At 71.1% G+C, this 20,831-nt stretch carries 21 protein-coding genes; 10 read left to right on the forward strand and 11 right to left on the reverse strand.

The genetic code is table 11. The annotated features are described in order from the left end of the window. Positions 1-41: 41 nt before the first annotated feature. Both ACZ4VF_RS35245 and ACZ4VF_RS35250 read left to right on the forward strand, forming a co-directional pair. Complete coding sequence (locus ACZ4VF_RS35245; protein ID WP_467931145.1) at positions 42-1,295, forward strand: styrene monooxygenase/indole monooxygenase family protein; 1,254 nt, start codon at positions 42-44, stop codon at positions 1,293-1,295. Positions 1,296-1,382: 87 nt separating this feature from the next. After that, positions 1,383-1,901, forward strand: a complete 519-nt coding sequence (locus tag ACZ4VF_RS35250) for a hypothetical protein (RefSeq protein ID WP_467931146.1) — start codon at positions 1,383-1,385, stop codon at positions 1,899-1,901. Here the strand turns inward: ACZ4VF_RS35250 and ACZ4VF_RS35255 are convergent. The 4 genes from ACZ4VF_RS35255 to ACZ4VF_RS35270 all read right to left on the reverse strand — a co-directional run bounded on the left by ACZ4VF_RS35255 (position 1,898) and on the right by ACZ4VF_RS35270 (position 5,007). Then, entirely contained in the window at positions 1,898-2,938 is a 1,041-nt protein-coding gene (locus tag ACZ4VF_RS35255; RefSeq protein ID WP_467931147.1) for a C40 family peptidase, read from the reverse strand. The two genes, ACZ4VF_RS35250 and ACZ4VF_RS35255, sit on opposite strands and share 4 nt — an antisense overlap. A 95-nt stretch (positions 2,939-3,033) precedes the next feature. Further along, positions 3,034-3,321 carry a hypothetical protein gene (locus ACZ4VF_RS35260; RefSeq protein ID WP_467931149.1) on the reverse strand — a complete coding sequence of 96 codons (288 nt, stop codon included), beginning with the start codon at positions 3,319-3,321 and terminating at the stop codon, positions 3,034-3,036. Continuing rightward, the gene (locus ACZ4VF_RS35265; protein WP_467931150.1) at positions 3,308-3,964 is read right to left on the reverse strand and encodes a TetR/AcrR family transcriptional regulator; all 657 of its coding nucleotides are present in this window, start codon (positions 3,962-3,964) and stop codon (positions 3,308-3,310) included. The genes ACZ4VF_RS35260 and ACZ4VF_RS35265 overlap by 14 nt, the downstream gene beginning before the upstream one ends. 104 nt (positions 3,965-4,068) lie before the next feature. After that, a complete protein-coding gene (locus ACZ4VF_RS35270) occupies positions 4,069-5,007 on the reverse strand; it encodes an AurF N-oxygenase family protein (protein ID WP_467931151.1) in 939 nt (312 codons plus the stop codon). Positions 5,008-5,130: 123 nt separating this feature from the next. Between ACZ4VF_RS35270 and ACZ4VF_RS35275 the strand changes: the two genes are divergently transcribed. After that, a complete protein-coding gene (locus tag ACZ4VF_RS35275) occupies positions 5,131-6,240 on the forward strand; it encodes a ferritin-like domain-containing protein (RefSeq protein WP_467931153.1) in 1,110 nt (369 codons plus the stop codon). A 59-nt stretch (positions 6,241-6,299) separates the two neighbouring features. Then, complete coding sequence (locus tag ACZ4VF_RS35280) at positions 6,300-7,127, forward strand: hypothetical protein (RefSeq protein WP_467931201.1); 828 nt, start codon at positions 6,300-6,302, stop codon at positions 7,125-7,127. Between the two features lie 14 nt (positions 7,128-7,141). On the opposite strand, the gene ACZ4VF_RS35285 is transcribed toward ACZ4VF_RS35280, so the two are convergent. The 5 genes from ACZ4VF_RS35285 to ACZ4VF_RS35305 all read right to left on the reverse strand — a co-directional run bounded on the left by ACZ4VF_RS35285 (position 7,142) and on the right by ACZ4VF_RS35305 (position 12,650). Beyond that, positions 7,142-8,599 carry a penicillin-binding transpeptidase domain-containing protein gene (locus ACZ4VF_RS35285; RefSeq protein ID WP_467931202.1) on the reverse strand — a complete coding sequence of 486 codons (1,458 nt, stop codon included), beginning with the start codon at positions 8,597-8,599 and terminating at the stop codon, positions 7,142-7,144. 35 nt (positions 8,600-8,634) lie between these two features. Next, entirely contained in the window at positions 8,635-9,993 is a 1,359-nt protein-coding gene (locus ACZ4VF_RS35290; protein WP_467931155.1) for an FtsW/RodA/SpoVE family cell cycle protein, read from the reverse strand. 39 nt (positions 9,994-10,032) lie between these two features. After that, positions 10,033-11,289: an ATP-binding protein gene (locus ACZ4VF_RS35295; protein ID WP_467931156.1), complete on the reverse strand. Its 1,257-nt coding sequence runs from the start codon at positions 11,287-11,289 to the stop codon at positions 10,033-10,035. Further along, positions 11,286-12,053, reverse strand: coding sequence for a hypothetical protein (locus tag ACZ4VF_RS35300; protein WP_467931157.1), 768 nt, complete (start codon positions 12,051-12,053; stop codon positions 11,286-11,288). Before ACZ4VF_RS35300 ends, ACZ4VF_RS35295 begins: the two co-directional genes overlap by 4 nt. Before the next feature lie 81 nt (positions 12,054-12,134). Continuing rightward, positions 12,135-12,650 carry a protein-tyrosine phosphatase family protein gene (locus ACZ4VF_RS35305; RefSeq protein ID WP_467931159.1) on the reverse strand — a complete coding sequence of 172 codons (516 nt, stop codon included), beginning with the start codon at positions 12,648-12,650 and terminating at the stop codon, positions 12,135-12,137. 100 nt (positions 12,651-12,750) lie between these two features. Here ACZ4VF_RS35305 and ACZ4VF_RS35310 point away from each other — a divergent pair, with 100 nt between their 5' ends. Next, positions 12,751-13,554 (forward strand): nuclease-related domain-containing protein, encoded by an 804-nt coding sequence (locus tag ACZ4VF_RS35310; protein WP_467931160.1) that lies wholly within the window; start codon positions 12,751-12,753, stop codon positions 13,552-13,554. Between the two features lies 1 nt (position 13,555). Here the strand turns inward: ACZ4VF_RS35310 and ligD are convergent, their stop codons facing one another. Beyond that, entirely contained in the window at positions 13,556-14,443 is an 888-nt protein-coding gene (gene ligD, locus ACZ4VF_RS35315) for a non-homologous end-joining DNA ligase (RefSeq protein ID WP_467931161.1), read from the reverse strand. Positions 14,444-14,496: 53 nt separating this feature from the next. Between ligD and ku the strand changes: the two genes are divergently transcribed. The 3 genes from ku (at position 14,497) to ACZ4VF_RS35330 (ending at position 17,306) form a co-directional block, all read left to right on the forward strand. Then, positions 14,497-15,492 carry a non-homologous end joining protein Ku gene (gene ku / locus ACZ4VF_RS35320; RefSeq protein ID WP_467931162.1) on the forward strand — a complete coding sequence of 332 codons (996 nt, stop codon included), beginning with the start codon at positions 14,497-14,499 and terminating at the stop codon, positions 15,490-15,492. Between the two features lie 163 nt (positions 15,493-15,655). After that, positions 15,656-16,123, forward strand: coding sequence for an SPW repeat protein (locus ACZ4VF_RS35325; RefSeq protein WP_467931203.1), 468 nt, complete (start codon positions 15,656-15,658; stop codon positions 16,121-16,123). Positions 16,124-16,604: 481 nt separating this feature from the next. Beyond that, positions 16,605-17,306, forward strand: coding sequence for a type 1 glutamine amidotransferase domain-containing protein (locus tag ACZ4VF_RS35330; RefSeq protein WP_467931164.1), 702 nt, complete (start codon positions 16,605-16,607; stop codon positions 17,304-17,306). Between the two features lie 108 nt (positions 17,307-17,414). On the opposite strand, the gene ACZ4VF_RS35335 is transcribed toward ACZ4VF_RS35330, so the two are convergent. After that, on the reverse strand, positions 17,415-17,885 hold the full coding sequence (locus ACZ4VF_RS35335) for a GNAT family N-acetyltransferase (protein ID WP_467931165.1): 471 nt from the start codon (positions 17,883-17,885) through the stop codon (positions 17,415-17,417). A 740-nt stretch (positions 17,886-18,625) separates the two neighbouring features. On the opposite strand from ACZ4VF_RS35335, the gene ACZ4VF_RS35340 reads away from it, so the two are divergent. Further along, a complete protein-coding gene (locus tag ACZ4VF_RS35340) occupies positions 18,626-19,183 on the forward strand; it encodes a DUF6308 family protein (RefSeq protein WP_467931166.1) in 558 nt (185 codons plus the stop codon). Continuing rightward, on the forward strand, positions 19,132-20,568 hold the full coding sequence (locus ACZ4VF_RS35345; protein ID WP_467931168.1) for a DNA phosphorothioation-associated putative methyltransferase: 1,437 nt from the start codon (positions 19,132-19,134) through the stop codon (positions 20,566-20,568). Before ACZ4VF_RS35340 ends, ACZ4VF_RS35345 begins: the two co-directional genes overlap by 52 nt. Positions 20,569-20,831: the final 263 nt, after the last annotated feature.

Raw genomic sequence — 20,831 nt, forward strand, 5'->3', positions numbered from 1 at the left:
TCCACGAACCGTCCCCAGCCCCCGTAGGAGGCACCACCCGCATGCGGAAGATACTCGTCGTCGGGGCCGGCCAGTCCGGCCTCCAGCTCGCCCTCGGCCTGCAGTCGCACGGCTACGAGGTCACCCTGATGTCGAACCGGACCGCGGACGAGATCCGCTCCGGCCGGGTCATGTCGACGCAGTGCATGTTCGACACGGCCCTCCAGCACGAGCGCGACCTGCAGCTGAACTTCTGGGAGTCCCAGGCCCCGAAGATCGAGGGACTCGGCGTCTCCGTCGCCGCGCCCGGCTCGCACGACCCGGGCCCGACCCAGCGGGCCATCGACTGGGTCGGCAGGCTGGACGGGTACGCGCAGTCGGTCGACCAGCGGGTGAAGATGGCCGGCTGGATGGAGACGTTCGCGCAGCGCGGCGGACAGCTGGTCATCCACGGCGCGGCCGTCGGCGACCTGGACTACTTCTCCCGCACCTACGACCTCGTGCTCGTCGCCGCCGGCAAGGGCGAGCTGGTGTCGATGTTCGCCCGCGACCCCGAGCGCTCCCCGTACGGCGAGCCGCAGCGGGCGCTGGCGGTGGCGTACGTCCACGGTCTCGGCCCGCGCCCGGAGCACCCGGAGTTCGACGCGGTGCGCTGCAACCTGGTCCCGGGCGTCGGCGAGCTGTTCGTCATGCCGACCCTGACCACCTCCGGCCGCGCCGACATCCTGTTCTGGGAGGGCATACCCGGCGGCCCGCTCGACGTCTTCAAGGGCGTCAAGGACCCCGCGGAGCACCTCTCCCTGACCCTGGAACTCATGGAGCGGTTCACGCCCTGGGAGTACGCGCGGGCCACCAAGGTCGAACTCACCGACGCCGGCGGCACGCTGGCCGGCCGGTACGCCCCGACCGTCCGCAACCCCGTCGGCCGGCTGCCCGGCGGCGGACTGGTCCTCGGCGTGGCCGACGTGGTCGTCGCCAACGACCCGATCACCGGCCAGGGTTCCAACTCGGCGGCCAAGTGCGCGGCCGCGTACCTCGCCTCGATCCTGGAGCACGGGGACAAGCCGTTCGACGAGGAGTGGATGCGGCGGACCTTCGACCGGTACTGGGCCACCGCCCAGCACGTCACCAAGTGGACCAACGCCATGCTGGCGCCGCCGCCGGAGCACGTGCTGAACCTCATCGGCGCGGCCGGACAGCTCCAGCCGGTGGCGGATCGATTCGCCAACGCGTTCAACGACCCGGCCGACTTCGAGGACTTCTTCTACGAGCCGGAGAAGACGGCCGCCTACCTGGAGTCGGTGGCCGGAGCCTGACGGGGCCGTCCCCCTTTTGACACCTCCCACCGGCGGAGGGACGCTGGTGGGAGGGGCCGGAGGGGGGCGAGTCACGCGGGAGTTCCCATGGACGGTCGACGCGTACGCCTGGCGGTGCTGACGCCCCTGACGGTGCCGGCGCTGACCGTGTCGGTGTGGACGGCCGCGGTGACGCCCGCCGTCTCGTCGCCCGCCGCGACGGCGTCGCCCACCTGCGGTGTCTCGCGGGCCGACGGCCGGGCGCACCTGGAGGTCGTCGGCGAGGACTTCCGGCCGGACAAGGCCGTGTTCATCGAGTCCGCGCACGGAGCCGAGGGCACCGTGCGGACCGATGCCGACGGCGCGTTCGCCGTGACGATCAGCCATGCCGCCGGCACCGTCGGCGCCCGGCAGGCCGGCGGCCCCCAGGTCAGGTGCGGCACGGCCGAGCAGGGGGCGCGCGCGAACGCCCAGGAGCAGTACGCGGCGGGCTACAAGGCGGGGTACGCCGCCATGAAGAACGACTGCGACGTCCGGGACCTCAAGCGCGTACCGGTCGCCGACACCTTCCGCAACGGGTTCGAGGACGGCGCGGCCGCGGCGGGGAAGAAGTTCTGCTCGCGCTAGCCCCGTGCCACCGGACCGGGACGTACCGCGCCCAGGATCGGGTAGCCGGCGACCGGGGAGACCGTGACCTTCCCGCCCGGCCTCGGTGCCTGGACGACCCTGCCGTCCCCGACGTACAGGGCGACGTGCGTCGCCTCGGGGAAGTACACGACCAGGTCGCCCGGCCGGATCCGGTTCAGCGGAATCCTCTCCAGCTGTTCCCACTGCTCCTGGCTGGTGCGCGGGATCGGTGTCCCCGCGTGGGCCCACGCCTGCGAGGTGAGGCCCGAGCAGTCGAACGCGTCCGGTCCCTTCGCCCCCCACGCGTACGGCTTGCCGACCTGTTCCATGGCGTAGCGGACCGCCCGGTCGCCCTGCGCGGTGGCCGGGCGGTCGGCGGGGAGGGCGCCCGCGGTGGTGAGCCTGCGCTGGGCCTCGGTGACCCCCTGTTGTTCCAGACGGGCGATCGCGGCGAGCTGGTCGGGGCTGAGACCGGCCAGCAGGCGTTCCACTCCGGCGAGTCCGGCCCGGACGCCGTCGCGCTGCCGCTGCTGCCGGCCGGCCAGGGTGAGCTGGGTGTCGAGGGCCTTGCGGGCGGCACGGGCCAGCGCGTCCTTGCGCTTCTCGGCGGTGGCCAGCCGGGTCACCGTACGGGCCCGCTGGCGTGCCAGCTCGCCGATGACATGCCCCTCGTCCAGTGCGTGCTGCGGGTCGGGGGCGAGGAGGAGCCGCACGTACGGGCCGAGGCCGCCGCTGCTCTGGTACTGCTGCCGGGCCAGGCGCCCGGCGTCGGTCCTGCTTCCCTGCAGGGCGAGCCGGGCGCGGGCCAGTTCGCCGTCGAGCCGGGCCACCTCGGCGCGCTGCCGCTCCAGCTGCTCGGTCGTGGCGTTGTAGGTCTCGGTGGCCTGTTCCGTCTGCCGGTACAGCCGCTGAAGGTCGGTCAGCAGCTGGGCCACGGACCGCTGGGGGTCCGGCGTGGCCGCGGCCGGCACGGGTACGAGAACGGCCTGGGCCGCCACCGTGGCCGCACAGGCCAGCCGCAGGAGGCTTCCTGACACGTCATCACCTCTGCTGGTGGGATAGTCGCAAAGGTGATAATCGGACGCGTCGGTACGGGGTGGGGGGCAGGCCCGCGCGGTGCGGCGCGGCGGTTTCACCCGTTCGGTCGCGACCAGGGCCACCGGAGCCCGCCCCCGGAGGTGTCGTCCGGGTCGTACGCGTACTTCCACCCCTGGACCAGCCCCAGCCTCCTGCTGTGCCCCCGGGGCACACGCCGGTAGACCAGCACCGTGGGCGGGCCGCCCTCCGGGTCCGGGACGGGGATGCGGTACGTCTTCGGGGGGTGCCCGGTGGGACCGAGCAGGACGGGCAGCACCCGCCCGTCCATGGGGCCGCCCTCGAAGGGGGTGTCCTGACTTTTCACGAGGTCAGTCTCGGTCATCCTCGGCGAGCGCGCCGACGAGTGCCGCGGTCTGGGGGTCGCGGGCCGCGGTGACGGTGAGGACGGCCACGAACTGGTCCACCAGCCAGTCCCGCAGCTCACCGGCCGGGGGCTGTTTGTCCTCGTCCAGCCAGATGAGGGAGGCCGCCTCGACGGCCGTGATCCACATCCGGACCGTCATGCGCAGCCTCGGCCCGGGGCGGCTGACGCCGAGGTGCTCGTAGATGTGCTCGGCGGCGGACCGGCGCACCCCGTCCACGAGGGCGGTGGTGCGGGAGGTCTCCACCACGCTGCCGCCCTGGAGCAGTGCGCTGAAGCCGGCGTCGTGCTGGTCCACGAAGGCCAGGTAGCGGTCCAGGGCGCGGGACAGGCGGGGCAGCAGGGGGCCCTCGCGGGCCTCGTCGAAGCACTGCCGGAGTTCCTCGGCGGCGGAGCGCAGCGCGGCCTCGTACAGCTGCTGCTTGCCGCCCGGGAAGTACCGGTACACCAGCGGGCGGGAGACTCCGGCCGCCTCCGCCACGTCGTCCAGGGAGACGTCCTCGGGGGCGCGGTGCGCGAAGAGGCCCAGGGCGGCGTCGAGGAGCTGACTTCGTCGTTCCTCGACGCTCAGGCGGCGGTATGCGGGGGTGGCCGACGGGGTCATGGCCAGCAGCCTAATCGCCGCGCGGCCCCGGCCGTCCGCCGTCCGCCGGCACGCGGTGGCCGCCCGCGCCGTTCCCCGTGCCCCCGCGGGGCGCACCGGCCGGCCTACGCCAGCAGGCCCGAGGACCTCCACAGCCGCCGTCCGGCCCCCCGGAGCACACCGATGTCGTCCAGGAAGTCCGTCAGCCGCTTCGCGCCCGTCTGCATGACCTCGCGCCGGTGTGCGCTGGCCTTCACCTGGGCCATGGCCTCCCGCTTGTCCAGGCCCACGTTGGTGTAGACGTCGGGGTTGACGAAGGCCACCGAGAAGACGCGGGCGAACTCGCCGGAGGTGACGCGGGTGAACTCCTGGGACCACTTCGGGGCGGTCACCATCTGGCGGCGCAGCTCCTCGCGGGCGTACCGGACGTGCCGGGCCTCCTCGACCACGTGGATGCGGGTGACCCCGCGGACCAGCGGCTGCACCCGCTCGTCGGGGAACGTCAGCCGCTGCATCCAGTCCAGGACCTCCTCGCCGAGCAGCGTGGCGGTGAAGGAGCCGGGGGTCGTGGAGATGGTCTTGAAGAGCCGGCCGAGGTTCTGGTGGGCGCGGCTCACCGGGTACCAGGGCGTGCCCCCGCGGGAGATGAGCCGGGCGAACATCTTCGAGTGCCGGCACTCGTCCTCGATCTCGGTGAGCGCGTACCGCACGTGCGCGCTCGTCGCCGCCTTGTCGTAGATGTGCCGGACGAGCAGCTGCATCAGGATGATCTCGAACCAGATGCCGAGCGAGGCCAGCGCGGCGGCTTCGTGCTGGGAGAGCAGGATGCGCTGCTCCTCGCTCATCCGCTTCCACATCGGGGTGTCGTAGAGGGACACCAGCTCCGGCGGCCAGAACCACTTGCCCTCCTCGAAGGGCGCGTCCCAGTCCAGCTCCTCGTCCGGGTCGAAGGAGTGCTTGGCGGAAGAGACGAGCAGCCGTTCGGCCACCTGTTCCCGGTCCTTGAGCAGGCCGAGCGCGTCGCGCAAGCCCTCCAGCGCGTCCGCTTCCGTCAGGGTCGTCATGGCTCCCTCACCTCGTTACCCGGGGGTAGTCGTCCTGCCTCTTATAAGACTGCTTGTCAGCAAGCCCGTCAATCCCTCGCGCATGACTTGTTGACCGGGCGTCCGCGTGTGAGCCTGCCGGGTATGCCGACGCACGACCTCTACGCCAACGACCCCGCAGCCTCCTCCTGGCAGGTGCCCGCCGCCGGCGCGGCCCGCTTCAGCTGGGAGTACGACGACGGGCGCGACCGCCTGCTCGCCCTGTACCAGAAGGGCAAGGACAAGCAGTGGGACGGGCGGACCCGGATCGACTGGGACCTGGAGGTCGACCCGTACGACGCCCTCGGCACCCCGGAGGAGGCGATGTCCCTGTACGGCACCCCGCACTGGGCCAAGCTCTCCGAGAAGGACAAGGGCGAACTGCGCCGGCACTACGCCTCCTGGCAGTTCAGCCAGTTCCTGCACGGCGAGCAGGGCGCGATGATCTGCGCCGCGCGGATCGTGGAGTCGGCGCCCGACCTCGACGCCAAGTTCTACTCCGCGACCCAGACCATGGACGAGGCCCGGCACGCCGAGATCTACGGCCGGTTCCTGCACGAGAAGATAGGCCTCGTCTACCCGATCAACGACAACCTCCAGTCGCTGCTCGGCGACACCCTGCGCGACAGCCGCTGGGACATGCCCTACCTGGGCATGCAGGTGCTCATCGAGGGGCTGGCGCTGGCCGCGTTCGGCATGATCCGGGACACCACCGACAAGCCGCTGCCCCGGCAGATCCTCACCTACGTCATGCAGGACGAGGCCCGGCACGTCGCCTTCGGGCGGATGGCGCTGCGCGACTACTACCGGCAGCTCACCGACGCCGAACTGCGCGAGCGCGAGGAGTTCGTCATCGAGGGCTGCTACCTGATGCGCGACCGGCTGCGCGGGGTGGAGGTGCTGGAGAACTTCGGCATCCCGAAGGCCGAGGCAGAGGCGCTGAGCGAGCGGTCCGAGTTCCTCGGGCTCTTCCGGAAGCTGCTGTTCAGCCGCATCGTGCCGTGCGTCAAGGACATCGGCCTGTGGGGCAGGCGGCTCCAGCAGGCCTACGCGGACATGGGCGTGTTCGAGCTGGGCGACTCCAACCTGGACCTGCTGATGGCCCAGGACGAGGAGCTGGCCGAGCGGCTGGACGCCGAACGCTTCGCCGCCGAGGAGCGGGAGCGGGTGGCCGAGGTGGAGGCGGCGATCGAGTCCGGCGCGGCGGAGGGCTGACCGGCACGGGGTGCGGTGCCGGCCGTGTCACCCGGGTGCAGTAGCGTGCTGGCGTGTCCATGCCTCCGCCGCAGCAGAACCCGGGCCCGTACGGCCAGCAGTCGCCGTACCCGCCGCAGCAGCCCCCGTACGGCCAGCAGGCCCCGGGTCCGTACGGCTCGCCGTACCCGCCCCAGCAGCAGCCCTACCCCCAGCAGCAGCCGTACCCGGCCCAACAGCCGTACCCCGGCTGGGGCGTGCCGCCCATGGGCCCGCCGCCGAAGAAGCGGCGGGTCGGGCTGGTGCTCGGCATCGTCGGAGGTGTCGTCGCGGCCGGGATCGCGCTGCTCCTGGTGGTCGGCACGGTGGCCGAGAGCGGCTTCCCGGCGGCCAGGAACAAGCTGACCCTGCCGCACACGCTGCTGGACGGGAAGTACACGCTCGCCCAGGACCTCTCCGGCACCGAGGGGAAGAAGATCGAGGACGAGGCCGACGGCGCCTGGGACGCGAAGGACATCCACGCCGCGGTCGGCCGCTACAGCCCGGACGGCGGCAACACCGAGGGCATGCTGCTCGTCTCCGGCATGTACGGCCGGTTCAAGAACCAGTCCGAGGTCCGGGACAACATGCTCAAGGGCGCCGCGGAGGCCGACAGCGTGACGGCCGAGGAGCGCGCGCAGGACATCACCCCGTCCGGCGCGGACACCACCGTCAGCTGCCAGGTGCTCACCCAGAAGCAGGCCGGGACGACTCTCGTCTACCCGGTCTGCTCGTGGGCGGACGGCAACACGGCGGCCATCGTCGGCGAGGTCAGCCTCGGGCAGAAGGACCCCGGCGGCGTGGACCTGGAGGCCGCGGCACGGAAGACCCTCAAGATCCGCTCCGAGATGCTCCGGCCCGTCGGCTGACCGGCCGGACCGGCTCACCGCCGCAGCACCGCCCGCATCACCTCCCGCGCGATCGGCGCCGCGTCCCCGCCGCCGCTGATCTCACCCCGGTCGGCGGAGGCGTCCTCCACCACCACCGCGACCGCCACCTGCGGCTCCGGCGCGCCTTCGGCCTGCGCCCAGGAGACGAACCAGGCGTACGGCACACCGGCGTTGCCGACCCCGTGCTGGGCGGTGCCGGTCTTGCCGCCGACCAGCGCGCCGGGGATGGCCGCGTTGGTGCCGGTGCCCTCCTGCACCACACCGGCCATCAGCTCCATCAGCCGGGCCGCGGTGTCCGGCCGCATCACCTGCCGCCCCGGCCGGGCCCCGCTGCCGGAGACCGTCTCGCCGCCGTGCCGGGTGGTCCGCTCCACCAGGTACGGCGGACGCAGCCGGCCCCCGTCCGCGACCGCCGCCGCGACCATCGCCATCTGCAGCGGGGTGGCCCGCGTGTTGTACTGCCCGATCGAGGACAGCGCCAGCTGCGCCCGGTCCACCTTCGGGTCGAAGGTGCTCGGCGCCACGGCGAAGGGGATGCGCAGGTCGGTGTCGTTGAACCCGAACGCCTGGGCCGTGGTCGCCATGTCCCGCACCCCCACGTCCACGCCCAGCTTGGCGAAGACCGTGTTGCAGGACCACTCGAAGGCGTCCCGCACCGAGGCGTTCCGGCAGCCCTCGCCCTCGTTGGTCAGCCGGGTCGTGGTGCCGGGAAGCCGGTAGGGGTCGGGGGAGTCGGTGCGCTCGTCCAGGTCGGTCACCACGCCCGCGTCCAGCGCCGCCGCCGCGGTGACCACCTTGAACGTCGACCCCGGCGGATAGGTCTGCCGTACCGCCCGGTTCAGCATCGGCTTCTCCGGGTCGTGGCCCAGCCTGTCCCAGGCCGCCGTCACCGACTCGCTGTTGCCGGACAGCTCCGCCGGGTCGTAGGAGGGGCTGGTCACCAGCGCCAGCACACGGCCCGTGGCCGGCTCGACCGCGGCCACCGCCCCCTTGCGCCCCGCCAGCCCCCGGTACGCCGCCTCCTGGGCCCGCCGGTCGAGGGTCGTGACGACGTCCCCGCCGCGGTTCGGCGCGCGCGTGACGTCGTTCCACACCGGCAGCGGCGTGAGCAGCGGATCTGTTCCGGAGAGCACCCCGTCCTCGGCGTGCTCCAGGAACGTGGTGCCGTACGTCTGCGAGGCGAAGCCGGTGACCGGCGCGTACAACGGGCCGTCGAGGTAGGTGCGTTCGTAGCGCAGCTGCTCCCCGGTGTCCACCGACCCGGTGACCGGTGCCCCGCCCACCAGGATGTTCCCGCGCGGCTGCTGGTAACGGGCGATCGTGGCACGGCGGTTGGCCGGATTGCCGTCGTACTCCCGGGACTGCACGACCTGCACCCGGGTGGCGTTGGCCAGCAGGGCCGCCAGCAGCAGGGCACAGAAGACGCAGGCGTGCCGGATGCACTTCGTCATCGGGCGCCCGCCGTCGGGGAGGCCGCCGTACTCGGTCACGGTGTCTCCCGGCCGTCGTACTGGCTGCGTGCCGAGTCGCTCAGCCGGACCAGCAGCGCCACGATCGCCCAGTTGGTGACCACCGAGGAGCCGCCCTGGGCGAGGAACGGCATCGCCATGCCGGTCAGCGGGATCAGCCCGGTGACCCCGCCCGCGATCACGAACACCTGCAGCGCCACGATCGAGGCCAGCCCGACCGCGAGGAGCCGGCCGAACGGTTCGCGCAGCGCCAGGCCCGCCCGGTAGCCGCGCTCCACCAGCAGCGCGTACAGCAGCACGATCCCGGCGAGGCCGGCGAGGCCCAGCTCCTCCCCGGCGGTCGCCAGGATGAAGTCGGACTTGACGGCGAAGCCGATCAGGATGGAGTGGCCGAGGCCCAGCCCGGTGCCGAGGATCCCGCCGGCGGCGAAGGCGAACAGCGACTGGGAGAGCTGGTTGGCGCCCTGTCCGGCCTCGATCGAGGCGAACGGGTGCAGCCAGTCCTCGATCCGCCCGCCCACATGGGGTTCCAGCTGCCCCACGGCGACGGCGCCGAGCACCGCCAGCACCAGGCCGACCGCGATCCAGCCGGTGCGCCCGGTGGCGACGTACAGCAGCACCACGAACAGCCCGAAGAACAGCAGCGAGGTCCCCAGGTCCCGCTCCAGCACCAGGACGCCCACGCTCAGCAGCCAGATCGTCAGGATCGGCCCGAGCACCCGCCCGGTCGGGAACTGCAGCCGCCACAGCCGGCGGCCGGTGTAGGCGAGCGCGCTGCGGTTGGCGGCCAGGTACGCGGCGAAGAACACCGCGAGCAGCACCTTCGCGAACTCGCCGGGCTGGATGGAGAACCCGGCGATCCGGATCCAGATCCGGGCCCCGTTCACCGCCGGGAACAGGATCGGCGCCGCCAGCAGGGCGAGGGCGGCGACCACGCAGACGTACGCGTACCGCTGCAGCACCCGGTGGTCGCGCAGCACCAGCACCACGCCGATGAACAGGCCCACCCCTAGCGTCGACCACACCAGCTGGGTGGGGGCCGCCTGGTCGCGCGGGGTCTCCAGGTCCAGACGGTAGATCAGCACCAGCCCCAGCCCGTTGAGCAGCACACCGATGGGCAGCGGCAGCGGATCGGCGTACGGCGCCCGGATCCGGACCACGATGTGGGCGAACAGGGCCAGCACGCCGAGCCCGGCACCGTACCCGACGGCGCCGGGCGGCACGGTGCCGGTCCGCGCCAGCCCCACCGCGCAGTAGCCGTACACGGACAGCAGGACGGCCAGCACGAGCAGGGACAGTTCGACGCCCCGGCGCCGGGGAAGGCGCGGGGCGCGCGCGGGAGCGGGGGCCGCCAGGGTGGTTCCGGCCTTCGTCATGCCCGGAACCTACCGAAATAGGGAGTCTTGTGCGTGGTGTTAGTGGGCCGGGCGCGCCCCTGCGGGCAACGTCAGCGTCGCCACCGCGCCGCCGTCCACCGCGTTGGCGAACGACAGCGCGGCGCCCAGCACCTCCGCCTGCCCCACCGCGATGGTCAGCCCCAGCCCGTGTCCCTTGGCCCCGCCCTCCGTGCGGAACCGCTGCGGGCCGTGGGCCACCAGGTACTCCGGATACCCGGGCCCGTGGTCCCGGACGGTCACCACGGGCCCGTCCACGGTCAGCACCACCGGAGGGCGCCCGTGCTTGTGCGCGTTGGCCACCAGGTTCCCCAGCACCCGCTCCAGCCGCCGCCGGTCCGTCTCCACCCGGACGTCCCGCAGGATCCGCACCTCGGTGCCGGTGCCCGACGCCCTGACCACCCGCTCGGCGAGCGCGCCCAGCGCCTCGGTGCCGACCTGCGGCCGCTCCCGCCCGGTGTCCAGCCGGGAGATCTCCAGCAGGTCCTCGGTGAGCGTGCGCAGCGCCGCCACCCGGTCCCGCACCAGCTCCGTCGGCCGCCCCGGAGGCAGCAGTTCCGCCGCCGCGTGCAGCCCGGTCAGCGGGGTGCGCAGCTCGTGCGCGACGTCCGCGGTGAACCGCTGCTCGCTCAGCAGCTTGCCCTGGAGCGAGGACGCCATCGAGTCCAGCGCGGCGGCGACCGCGGCGACCTCGTCCTGCGGCCGGCTCGTGTCCTTCGTGCGGGGGTCGTCGACCCGGGCGTCCAGATCGCCGGCGCTGATCCGCCGGGCCACCCGCGCGGTGCCGTGCAGCCGCCGGGTCACCCGGGTCACCGCGAACACGCCGACCAGCACGGTCGCACCGATCGCCAGCACCGACGACCACAGGATCGACTGGTCGAGACCGTCGATGGTGCGGGCCTGCTGCGAGTAGTCGACCTCCACGGCCAGCGCCCGGTGCCCGGCCACCGGACCCGCCGCCCACATCGCCGGGCGCCCGCGGTGGGCGGCGACCATCGTGCCGCGCTCCCCGGACACCGCCATCGACCGCAGCGGCGCGGGCAGCCCCCGCGGGTCCACCCCGGCGCCTGGCTGCAGCGTGTCCCCGGCCTCGTACGCCCGGGTGGCGTCGGCGAGCCGGGACAGTGCCAGCTCGCGGGCCTGGCCGACGGTCTGGTTGGTCACCGAGACGTGCACGAGCACGCCGAGCAGCGCCGCCAGAGCACAGCACATCACCGTGATGAACGCGGCGGCCTTGACGGCGAGCGTCCCCGCCCAGTGGGGCAGCGTGGGCCTCATCGCGGGCTCTCCGCGCTGTCCGCCGGGGAGGGCGACGGGGACGGGGTCTTGGCGTGCCGGCCGTCGCCGACGTGCAGGTACTCGTCGCGGGAGAACACCATAGCCCGCTGGCCCGGGTCCCACACCCAGGTGGTGCGGTACTCGTAACCGGAGATGTCGGCCGGCGAGCGCTCGATCAGCGCCCGGCCGGCCAGCTCCACCCCGACGATCGCGTCGTTGTCGGCCAGCACCTGCACGAGCCGGTGCCCCTCGACCGTGTAGACCCGTACCGCCGTCTGGTTGGTCGGGTACAGCCGGAAGCCCAGCGTCAGATCCGCCCGGCCGTCCCCGGTGAGGTCCCGGTAGTACGGCTTGAGCAGCGGGCACCGGGCCCGGTTCCCGCCCGGCCGGCACTCCCTCATCCGTTCCACGGTCGCGTGGTACGCCCCCTTGGACCCGTAGTCGGCGGGGCGTGCCGCCAGCTCCGCCTCGACGACGTCGACCGGGTCGACCGCGCGGATGTCGTCGCCGTGCACCGTGATGCCCTTGACGACCTTGCGGGTCGCCACGTCGTAGGGGTAGGCCGGGCTGGACGCCGGCCGCAGATCGGGCCAGAGCCTGACCGGGCTGGCCGCGGTCGGCGTCGATCCGGCACCCTGCAGGGCGCCGGAGTCCCCGCAGGCCGCCGCCGTCGCCGAGAGCAGGGCGGCGGCGGTCACGGCGACGGCGGCGCGCACGGCACGACGGGCTGGGCGCACGGCGCGACGGACTGGGCGGACTGGCATCTCTTCATTCTGACGGAAGTGCGCTTTGTGGTGCTTCATACCCCTGCTGTGACGCGAGCGCGGCGCGATGCGGGGGAGAGGCTACTCCGCCGGCTCGGCCAGCTCCTCCAGCAGCCGCACGGTCGCCAGGCCCGCCCGCAGGTACTCCACGAACAGCTCGTTGTGCAGCGCCCACGCCGAGCGCCGGGCCCGGATCAGCTGGATCGCCTGGTCGGCCGAGTCTCCCCGCTGGACCAGGGCGTGCGCGATGACCAGCCCCGAGCGGTTGTACCCGTGGTAGCAGCGCACGAGCACCCGGCGGCCGGCGTCCAGCGCCTCGTTCACCGCCCGCGCCAGCCGGATCACGCCGGCGAGCTGCGTCCCGTCCAGCGGTCCGTCCGGTATCGGCCACACATGGTGCTCCACCTCCGGATCCGGTCCGTACCCCGGCAGCCGCAGCAGCGACTGCACCAGATCGAACTCGTCTCGTACGACCGCGAACTCCAGCCGTCCGGAGCGGCCCCGGAACTCGTGCCCGCCCATCCACAGTCCGGGCACGATCTCGTTCCACGGGCTCTCCGGAGCCGGCACGTCGGGCTGCGTTCCGCGGGTCCGCAACGGTGCCTCCCCCACTCCCCTCGCAGGGCCGGACCTCCACGGTAACCGGTCTTGCCCCCGGAGCACCCCGCCTGTTCCCATGGTCGAGGGGTGATGGCGCATGAGCGGACTGCGCGTGGTGCCGGCCTTCCGGCACGGCCGGGAGCGGCTGTACGTCTGCCGGGAGGACGGGACCGACGTCGCCTGGTACGACCGCGAGACCGGCCGGGTCAACCTGCTCGGCGAGGACGCCGGGGACGAGGTGCTCGACGCCCTGAAGCCCTTCCTGACCGGCCCGGTCACCGTGGGCCCGCCCCCGGTCCCCACCCCCGCGGAACTCGCCCGGCTCACCCTGCACCCGGACGACGACCTGGCCCCCAACCGCCCCGGCGAGGCCCTGCTCGTCGCCCTCGACCGCGACCCCGGCCCCGCCCACCGGCTGCGCCCCGACCCGCGCCGGCGCGCCCTCGCCGCCGAGCAGACCGTCGGCGAGGCCCTGGACGGCCTGGAGGGGGCCGGCTGGCACACCCTGCACTCCCTGCCCCTGCCCGGCGGCGACCGCATCCACCACCTGCTCATCGGCCCCGGCGGCCTGTTCACCGTCCACGCCCTCTACGCCCGCAGGGCCCGGGTCCTAGTCGCGGACCCGATGGTCACCCTGGGCCGCCGCGAGGCCGAGCCGCTGCTGCGCCGGCTGCGCGCCGACGCCGACCGCGCCGCCCACGCCCTGACCGCCGAGGTCCGCCCGCTGCTGGTCCTGGTCGACCCGGGCGAGGTGACCGTGACGGCCGAGCCGCGCCGGGTGCGGATCCTGACGGACGGCGAGCTGGCGGGCCTGGGCCGGCTGGGCGGGGTGCTCAAACCGGCGGACGTGGAGGCCCTGCACGGGATGGCCCGGGACCGGAACACCTGGGGGAGGCTGTAGCTCAGGGCAGGGGTGCGGCCCGAGCCGGATCCGTCAGGGGGGCCATCAGGTCGCCGAGGTCCTGGAGCCGCGGGGCGAGGTCCTCCGGCCGGAACTCCAGCTGCGAGGGGTTCCGGCAGGCGGCGACCTCCTCCCACGTCACCGGCGCCGACACCAGGGGGAGCCGGCGGGCGCGCACGGTGTAGGGGGCGGCCGTGGTCTTGCGGGCCGCGTTCTGGCTCCAGTCGACGAACACCTTCCCGGGCCTGAGGCTCTTGGTCATCCGGTGCACCACCAGCCGGGGCATCTCCCGTTCCGCCTCCACCGCCAGCGCCTTCGCGTACTCCGACGTCCGTTCGGAGGAACCCCCGCGCACCGCCGCCAGCAGGTGCAGCCCCTTCGACCCGGCCGTCTTCGGGTACGCCTCGATCCCGTCCGCCGCGAGCCGCTCACGCAGCCACAGGGCGACCTCGCAGCAGTGCACCACGGTCGCGGGCGCGCCCGGGTCGAGGTCGAAGACCAGCCGGTCCGCCTCCTGCGGGGACCGCACCAGCCACTGGTGCGTGTGGAACTCGGTGACCAGGTTCGCCGCCCACACCAGGCTCGACAGGTCCTGCACCACGACCATGCGGGCCGGGCTGTCGGCCGACGACCGGGGGACCTCGGCGGTGGTGACCCAGTCGGGCGTACCCGGCGGCACGTTCTTGGTGAAGAACAGCTGCCCCTCCGGCCCGTCCGGATAGCGCAGGAAGGACACCGCCCGGTCGCGCAGATGCGGCAGCAGGGCCGTGGCGGCGGTCGCGTAGTAGTGCAGCAGCTCCCCTTTGGTGAAGCCGGTCTCCGGATACAGCACCTTCTCCAGGTTGCTGAGCGCGACCCGGCGCCCCTCCACCTCTGTGATAGGCGTCATAGGATGACAATCCCAGACATGCCGGGCAGATCTCCAAAGGAAGGATGCGGCACGTGCGATCGATTTGGAACGGCGCCATCTCCTTCGGGCTCGTCAGCATCCCGATCAAGCTGGTGAACGCGACGGAGAGCCACGCCATCGCCTTCCGTCAGATCCACACCGAGGACAACGGCCGCATCCGCTACCGCAAGGTGTGCGAGCTGGAGGACCGGGAGGTCAGCCAGGCCGAGATCGGCAAGGCGTACGAGGACGCCGACGGCTCGATCATCCCGATCACCGACGACGACCTGTCCCACCTGCCCATCCCGACCGCCCGCACGATCGAGATCGTCGCCTTCGTCCCGGCCGACCGGATCGATCCCCTCCAGATGGGCGCGGCGTACTACCTCGCGGCCAGCGGCGCCCCCGCCGCCAAGCCGTACACCCTCCTGCGCGAGGCCCTGAAGCGCAGCAACAAGGTCGCCATCGCCAAGTACGCGCTGCGCGGCCGGGAGCGGCTCGGCATGCTCCGGGTCGTCGGAGACGCCATCGCCATGCACGGCCTGCTCTGGCCCGACGAGGTCCGCACGCCCGAGGGCGTCGCCCCGGACACCGCCGTCACCATCCGCGACAAGGAGCTCGACCTCGCCGACGCCCTGATGGACACGCTCGGCGAGGTCGACCTGGCCGACCTGCACGACGAGTACCGGGAGGCGCTGGAGGAGGTGATCGCCGCGAAGGCCTCCGGCGAGACCCCGCCCGAGGCCCCGGCGCCCGCCGCCGGCGGCAAGGTCCTCGACCTCATGGCGGCCCTGGAGAGCAGCGTCCGCGCGGCCCGCGAGTCCCGCGCGGGCGGCGCCGCGGAGGCCGAGGTCACGACCCTGCGGGCCGCCCCCAAGGAGAGCGGCGGCAAGAAGTCGACGTCCACGGCGAAGAAGACGACCGCGGCGAAGAAGGCGGCCCCCGCGCGCAAGTCGACGTCCAAGGCGGGGGAGGGGGCGGCGAAGAAGACGACGGCGACGAAGAAGGCGGCGGCGAAGAAGACGCCGTCCCGCAAGCGGTCGGCGTGAGGGCACCGGCTGTGGGGGTGCCGTCGGACCGCTGCCCATGACCGTTCGGTACCCACCTCAAGCCGCTGCGGTTACTGTGCGCCTTTTGGGTACCCGCTGGGCGAAATGCACAAAAGCGACATACCCGGAGGTGATTGGCATGGCGACCTCTCCTCGGCCCGACATGGCAACCCATCCCGACATCATCGACATGCGCGAACGCCATGAGATGGCCGAGCGCAGCGCGAGCACCCCGAAGGCGCAGGCCATGGAGACCATGGCGCTCCTCACCGGCCTGTACCTCGCGGCCTCGCCCTGGATCACGGGCTTCAACGGCTTCTCCACCCTGGCGGTCAACAACCTGATCGTCGGTATCGCCTACGCCCTCCTCATGAGCGGTGGCTTCGGCCGGCCCTACGAGCGTGTGCACAGCATGGCGTGGGCGGCCTGCGCGCTGAGCCTGTGGACGATCATCGCCCCGTGGGTCGTGGCCGGTGACGTCTCCACGACGAAGACCATCGTCAACAATGTCATCGTCGGCGTCATAGGCCTGCTGGTGGCCCTGATGGCCGCCTCGATCGGCCGCCCGACGGACCGGGGCCGCGGATCCTCCGGCCGCATGTCCGCGCCGTACACCGGAGGCCGGACCTGACCGAACGCGCGGAAGGGGACGCGCCGTCCCCGCCCCCCGTCCGCAGCCGCTCACGGCTCCCGCCACCCGACCCCGCTCCGAGCGGCACACGCCCGCTCGAACACGAAGACCCCGACCTCGGCACGATCGCCGACGGCGGGGTCTTCGGACGCCTGGCACAAGGCGCCCCCGGCAGGATCCGAACCGCAAGATCGAGCAGTTGTCGCGCGAGTACGAGAGAACGAGCCGGCCATTGGCACCATTCCTCTGGGCAGTCCAGGGCCCCTCCCCCCTTGCTGTGACGTGCCTTTGCCGTGCCAAATCGACCGGTCTACGGTGGTTTTCGGGATCTCCCTGACGTCCGCACCTCGGTCGACGAGGAGGCGGGGCTCGGCGAGCAAACCCGCTCTGACCGCGGAACGGACGGAGGTCGAATGGCACGGATTCTCCAAGCCGAGGCGTCGTTCGGTAGGCGAAAAAACGACTGGAGCGGGAAGAGATCATGGCAGCGACGAAGAAGATCCTGGTGATCGTCACCAACGTCGGTGAGTACGAGAAAGTCGGCATGCGCACGGGGCTGTGGCTGGGGGAGCTGACCCACTTCTGGGACGTGGCGGCAGAGAGCGGTTACACCATGGACATCGCCAGTCCTCAGGGTGGCAGGATCCCGCTGGATCCGGAGAGCCTTTCCCATGAGGTCCTGGCGGAACTCGGCACCGAAAAGCGGTACCGGGACCGAGCGTTCATGGATCTCCTGGAAGACACCCGGAAGATCTCCAACGTGCGTCTCGACGACTACGACGCGATCTACCTCACGGGTGGTCACGGAGTGATGTTCGACTTTCCGCAGACCCCCGAGCTGGAAGAACTGATGGCGCGGTTCTACGAGTCGGGACGCGTCGTGTCCACGGTCTGCCACGGCGGGACCGGTCTGCTCAACGTCGTCCTGAGCAACGGCGACCCTCTCGTGAAGGGGAAGAGGGTCACGGGTTTCTCCTGGCCCGAAGAGGAACTGGCGAACCGAGCAGACGCCGTCCCCTACAACCTGCAGGAGAGGCTGAAGGAACTCGGGGCCGACTACAGCACGGCCGACAAGCCCTTCGAGTCCTACGTGGTCGAGGACGGGCGGCTGATCACGGGCCAGAACCCTGGGAGCGCCAGGGGAGTGGCAGAGGCGGTTCTGAAACAGTTGAGCACGGCCTGAGCGAAGCACCCCCCAGAGCCGAGCCGGCCCGGAAGCAGCCTGCCGCAGACGGCCGAACCCGGCAGGCGGGTGTCCCGGCCCCAGGGCATCGGCCGCTGGCCGATGAGCCTACTGACCGGGGAACACGAGCCGCAGAACGATCTCGCCGTCGTCGATCTCCCCGGTGGGTTCGAACCCGAACTTCTGGTAGAACGGCCACGGTTCGCCATCGCCGGGATCGTAGCTGGTCAACAGTTCGGTGGCGCCGTCCGCACGAACCAGGGCGGCAATCTGCGTGAGAGTCTCTCGGCCGATCCCCCGCCGCTGGTGCCGCTTGTCGATGAGGAGGCGCCAGATGAAGTGCCGTCCTTCGTAGGGACCGCCCGGCGGCTTCCACGAGAGCATCACGAAGCCGACTGGCTCGTCACCGACGTACACGGCGCGGTACCAGGGATTGGTCTCCGGTTTCCTGGCCGCCTCCTTGAGCGACTTGGACACGGAGGCGACGAACTGCTTCTGATCGCGTCGGACGCGGAGGGCACGAACGGCATCCCGGTTGTCGTCGGTGATCTCGCGCAGGTGTACGCCTGGAGTCCTCATGCCACACCCCTTCCTGCATGCGGCGGCTGTGCCATCCGGACCGACGTGAAGAGCCGTTCTCCTGTGGCAGTCAGGCGCAGCGTATTCGGCGCCGCGGATCCAGCGCGGGACCGGCACGCCGGGCTGCAGCCGCTCCGCAACAGCCGCCGTGAGCTGGGCGGACGCGCTCAGTTCCTGTCCACGCCTCGTCCGCAGACCCCGGCATACGCCCGCTCCGGGTCGCATACGCCTGCACATAGGCGAAGACCCCGGCCTCAGCGTTTCCGCTGGTGACGGGGTCTTTGGGCACCTCATGTCGGGTGCCCCGGGCAGGATTCGAACCTGCGCGCACGGCTCCGGAGGGGGATAGCCTTCCAGGCATCGCCGCAGGTCACAGCCCTATAGACGGCAATTAGACGAGTATGCGTCCACACATGGTCCACAGCTCGTAGCATGCGGATGAACATTGCTCTGATCAGAGCGGCGGTGCTGCCGTGCGAATCGTCGAGGCTGCGGGGGCTACGTGAGGACCATTGGAGCACTGCGCGGTTGCGCGGAGAAGCACCTGCAGACCTAGACAGATCCCCGGGGGCCCAGAGCCTTCCGCACGTATGACTGGCAGGGCGATCCGGAACGACTGAGTCCGTTGGACTGCTTGGCGCCAGCCCTACTGAGCGTTCGTATGGGCTATAAGCAGGTCGTACCGTTGTTCCACCCTGACGGCCCGGGGGCTGAAGTCCTGCAGGCGATGGAAGCGGTGCTTGCGGATAAGGCGTGTAAGACAGCGGACTTCTTGGACGGGACCCTGGTCTCTGGTCGATCGAGCACTGGTCGCGACAGGTGAATCCGGCGGTACGGGGCTGCCCGACTTCAAGGCCGTTGCCGTCACCAAGATCCTTCACCGAAAGCGGCCGAACCTAGTGCCGATTTTTGACAGCAGCATCTACCAGTTCTACCTCGGCCAAAAGCTAGCTCCGAGAGCCTACAAGGACACCCCTCGACGCTTGTGGCCGCTCCTGCAAGCAGACGTAAGCCGTCATCGGGATTGGATCCAAGATCTCATCGTCCCCATTCGTACGCCTGACGAGAGGCCTCTCAGCCTTCTTCGAGCGGCAGACATCATTATCTGGAGGACCCGGCCAGCGGATGCGCCGCGTGACGGTGCCTTGCCGACACTTGGGGGGGCATGTTCGTCGTTGCGTGAGCGTTCCGGGCGCGCGTCTTCTACCCTGCTGATGGTGTCGTTACCTGGACGCAGGTGTCTGTTATGCAGCAAATCTGGGGTAGTGAGCGTCGCCGGACGGCGATTGGGCGGATGACGCTGTCGGTGCCCGCTCGTCAAGCGCTGGCGGACCGCCAGTTGGTACCTGAGCGGACGATCCTCGACTACGGCTGTGGTCGTGGTGACGATGTCAGAGCTTTGCAGCAACTGGACTGCCAGGTGGCTGGGTGGGATCCGTATTATCGCTCCGACACGCAACTGGTTGCCAGCGACGTGGTGTTGCTGACCTACGTACTCAACGTGATCGAGGATCCGGCGGAACGTCGGCAGACCTTGGAACAAGCGTGGGAGCTGACCTCGACGCTGCTGGTTGTTTCAGCCCGGCTGACATGGGAGAAGTCAAAGGTCCACGGTCAGGAGTTCGGTGACGGCCTGCTCACGAGCCGACAGACGTTCCAGCATCTATATGCCGCGAGTGAGCTGCGGGAGTACGTGGAGCAGGTGACCGGCGCTCGGGTGGTGGCGGCTGCGCCAGGGGTCGTCTACGCGTTCCGGGACGAGGGCGCCCGGCTGAGCTATCTGGCGCAGCGTGTGATCCCAGATGCCGAGTGGCTTGCTTCCGAGGACACTGCCTCGGCGGTGAGTGCGGTGGTGGACTTCTTCGAGCGTAGGGGACGTCCGCCGCGGATTGAGGAGATGCCGCGGACCGTTGCGGAGCTGTTGGCTCACCTGCGGCCCGGCGAGGTCAAGCGCCTGGTGCGGGATGGTGCTGATCCTGAGCGGGCCAGTGCGGGGGCTAAGCGATCGACGCTGAACACGTTGCTCTACCTGGCGGTGGAGCTCTTCAACGGCCGTGGACCGTTTGGCAGCCTGCCAGTGGGGCTGCAGCAGGACGTACGCACGTTCTTCAGCTCCTACAAGGAGGCGTGCCAGCGGGCTGACCGGCTGTTGTTCAAGCTCCGCGACGACGGCTATGTACGCAGTGCCATGAACGCCTCCGTTGCAGGCAAGGTGACACCGACGGCGCTGTATGTGCATCGACGCACGCTGGAGCGGATCCCGACGGTTTTGCGCTTGTACGAGCACTGCGCTTCGATTGCTGCAGGTCGCCCGGAGCAGTGGACAGTGGCAAAGCTCAAGCACCAGGGACGAGCGGTGTCGTGGCTGGACTACCCCGAGTTTGACAAAGACCCGCATCCGCGGATTCGGTCCTCCTACATGGTGGACTTGCAGACGCTTCAGGCATCCCATCTCTCCTACGAAAGCTCGGCCAATCGCCCCTTGCTGCACCGCAAGCACGAGTTTCTGGCACCGGATGATCCGGACGTGCCGCGATACCGTCGGTTGACTGAGTCTGAGATGCGGGCGGGGTTGTATGAACAGCCGCACCTGATCGGAACCGAGAACGGCTGGGAGGCCGAGCTCGTCAGGTGTGGCCGGCAGCTGCGCGGGCACCGCCTGGTGCGTCGGGCCGAGGCTTAGTACTCCAGCCGCAGATCGTGATCTTCGTCACCGGGCTGTTACGGTGGCCGCCAGCGCCAGCGCCGGGGCCAGGCCGACGCGACTGTCGGTCGACCGGCTATCTTGCCGGTCATGCAGGCAGTGAACTGGGATGAGGTGCGGGATCGGACCGTCGCTCTCTACGCGCGGCAGAGCTCGTGTCTCGGCCCACAGGAGCTCCGGAAGTCCTGAGCGAGACACAGGTGCGCCGGGCGAGGAACAGTTCGGCGTGGAGTTCCCCGAGG

The sequence above is a fragment of the Streptomyces sp. NPDC029151 genome (assembly GCF_055564315.1).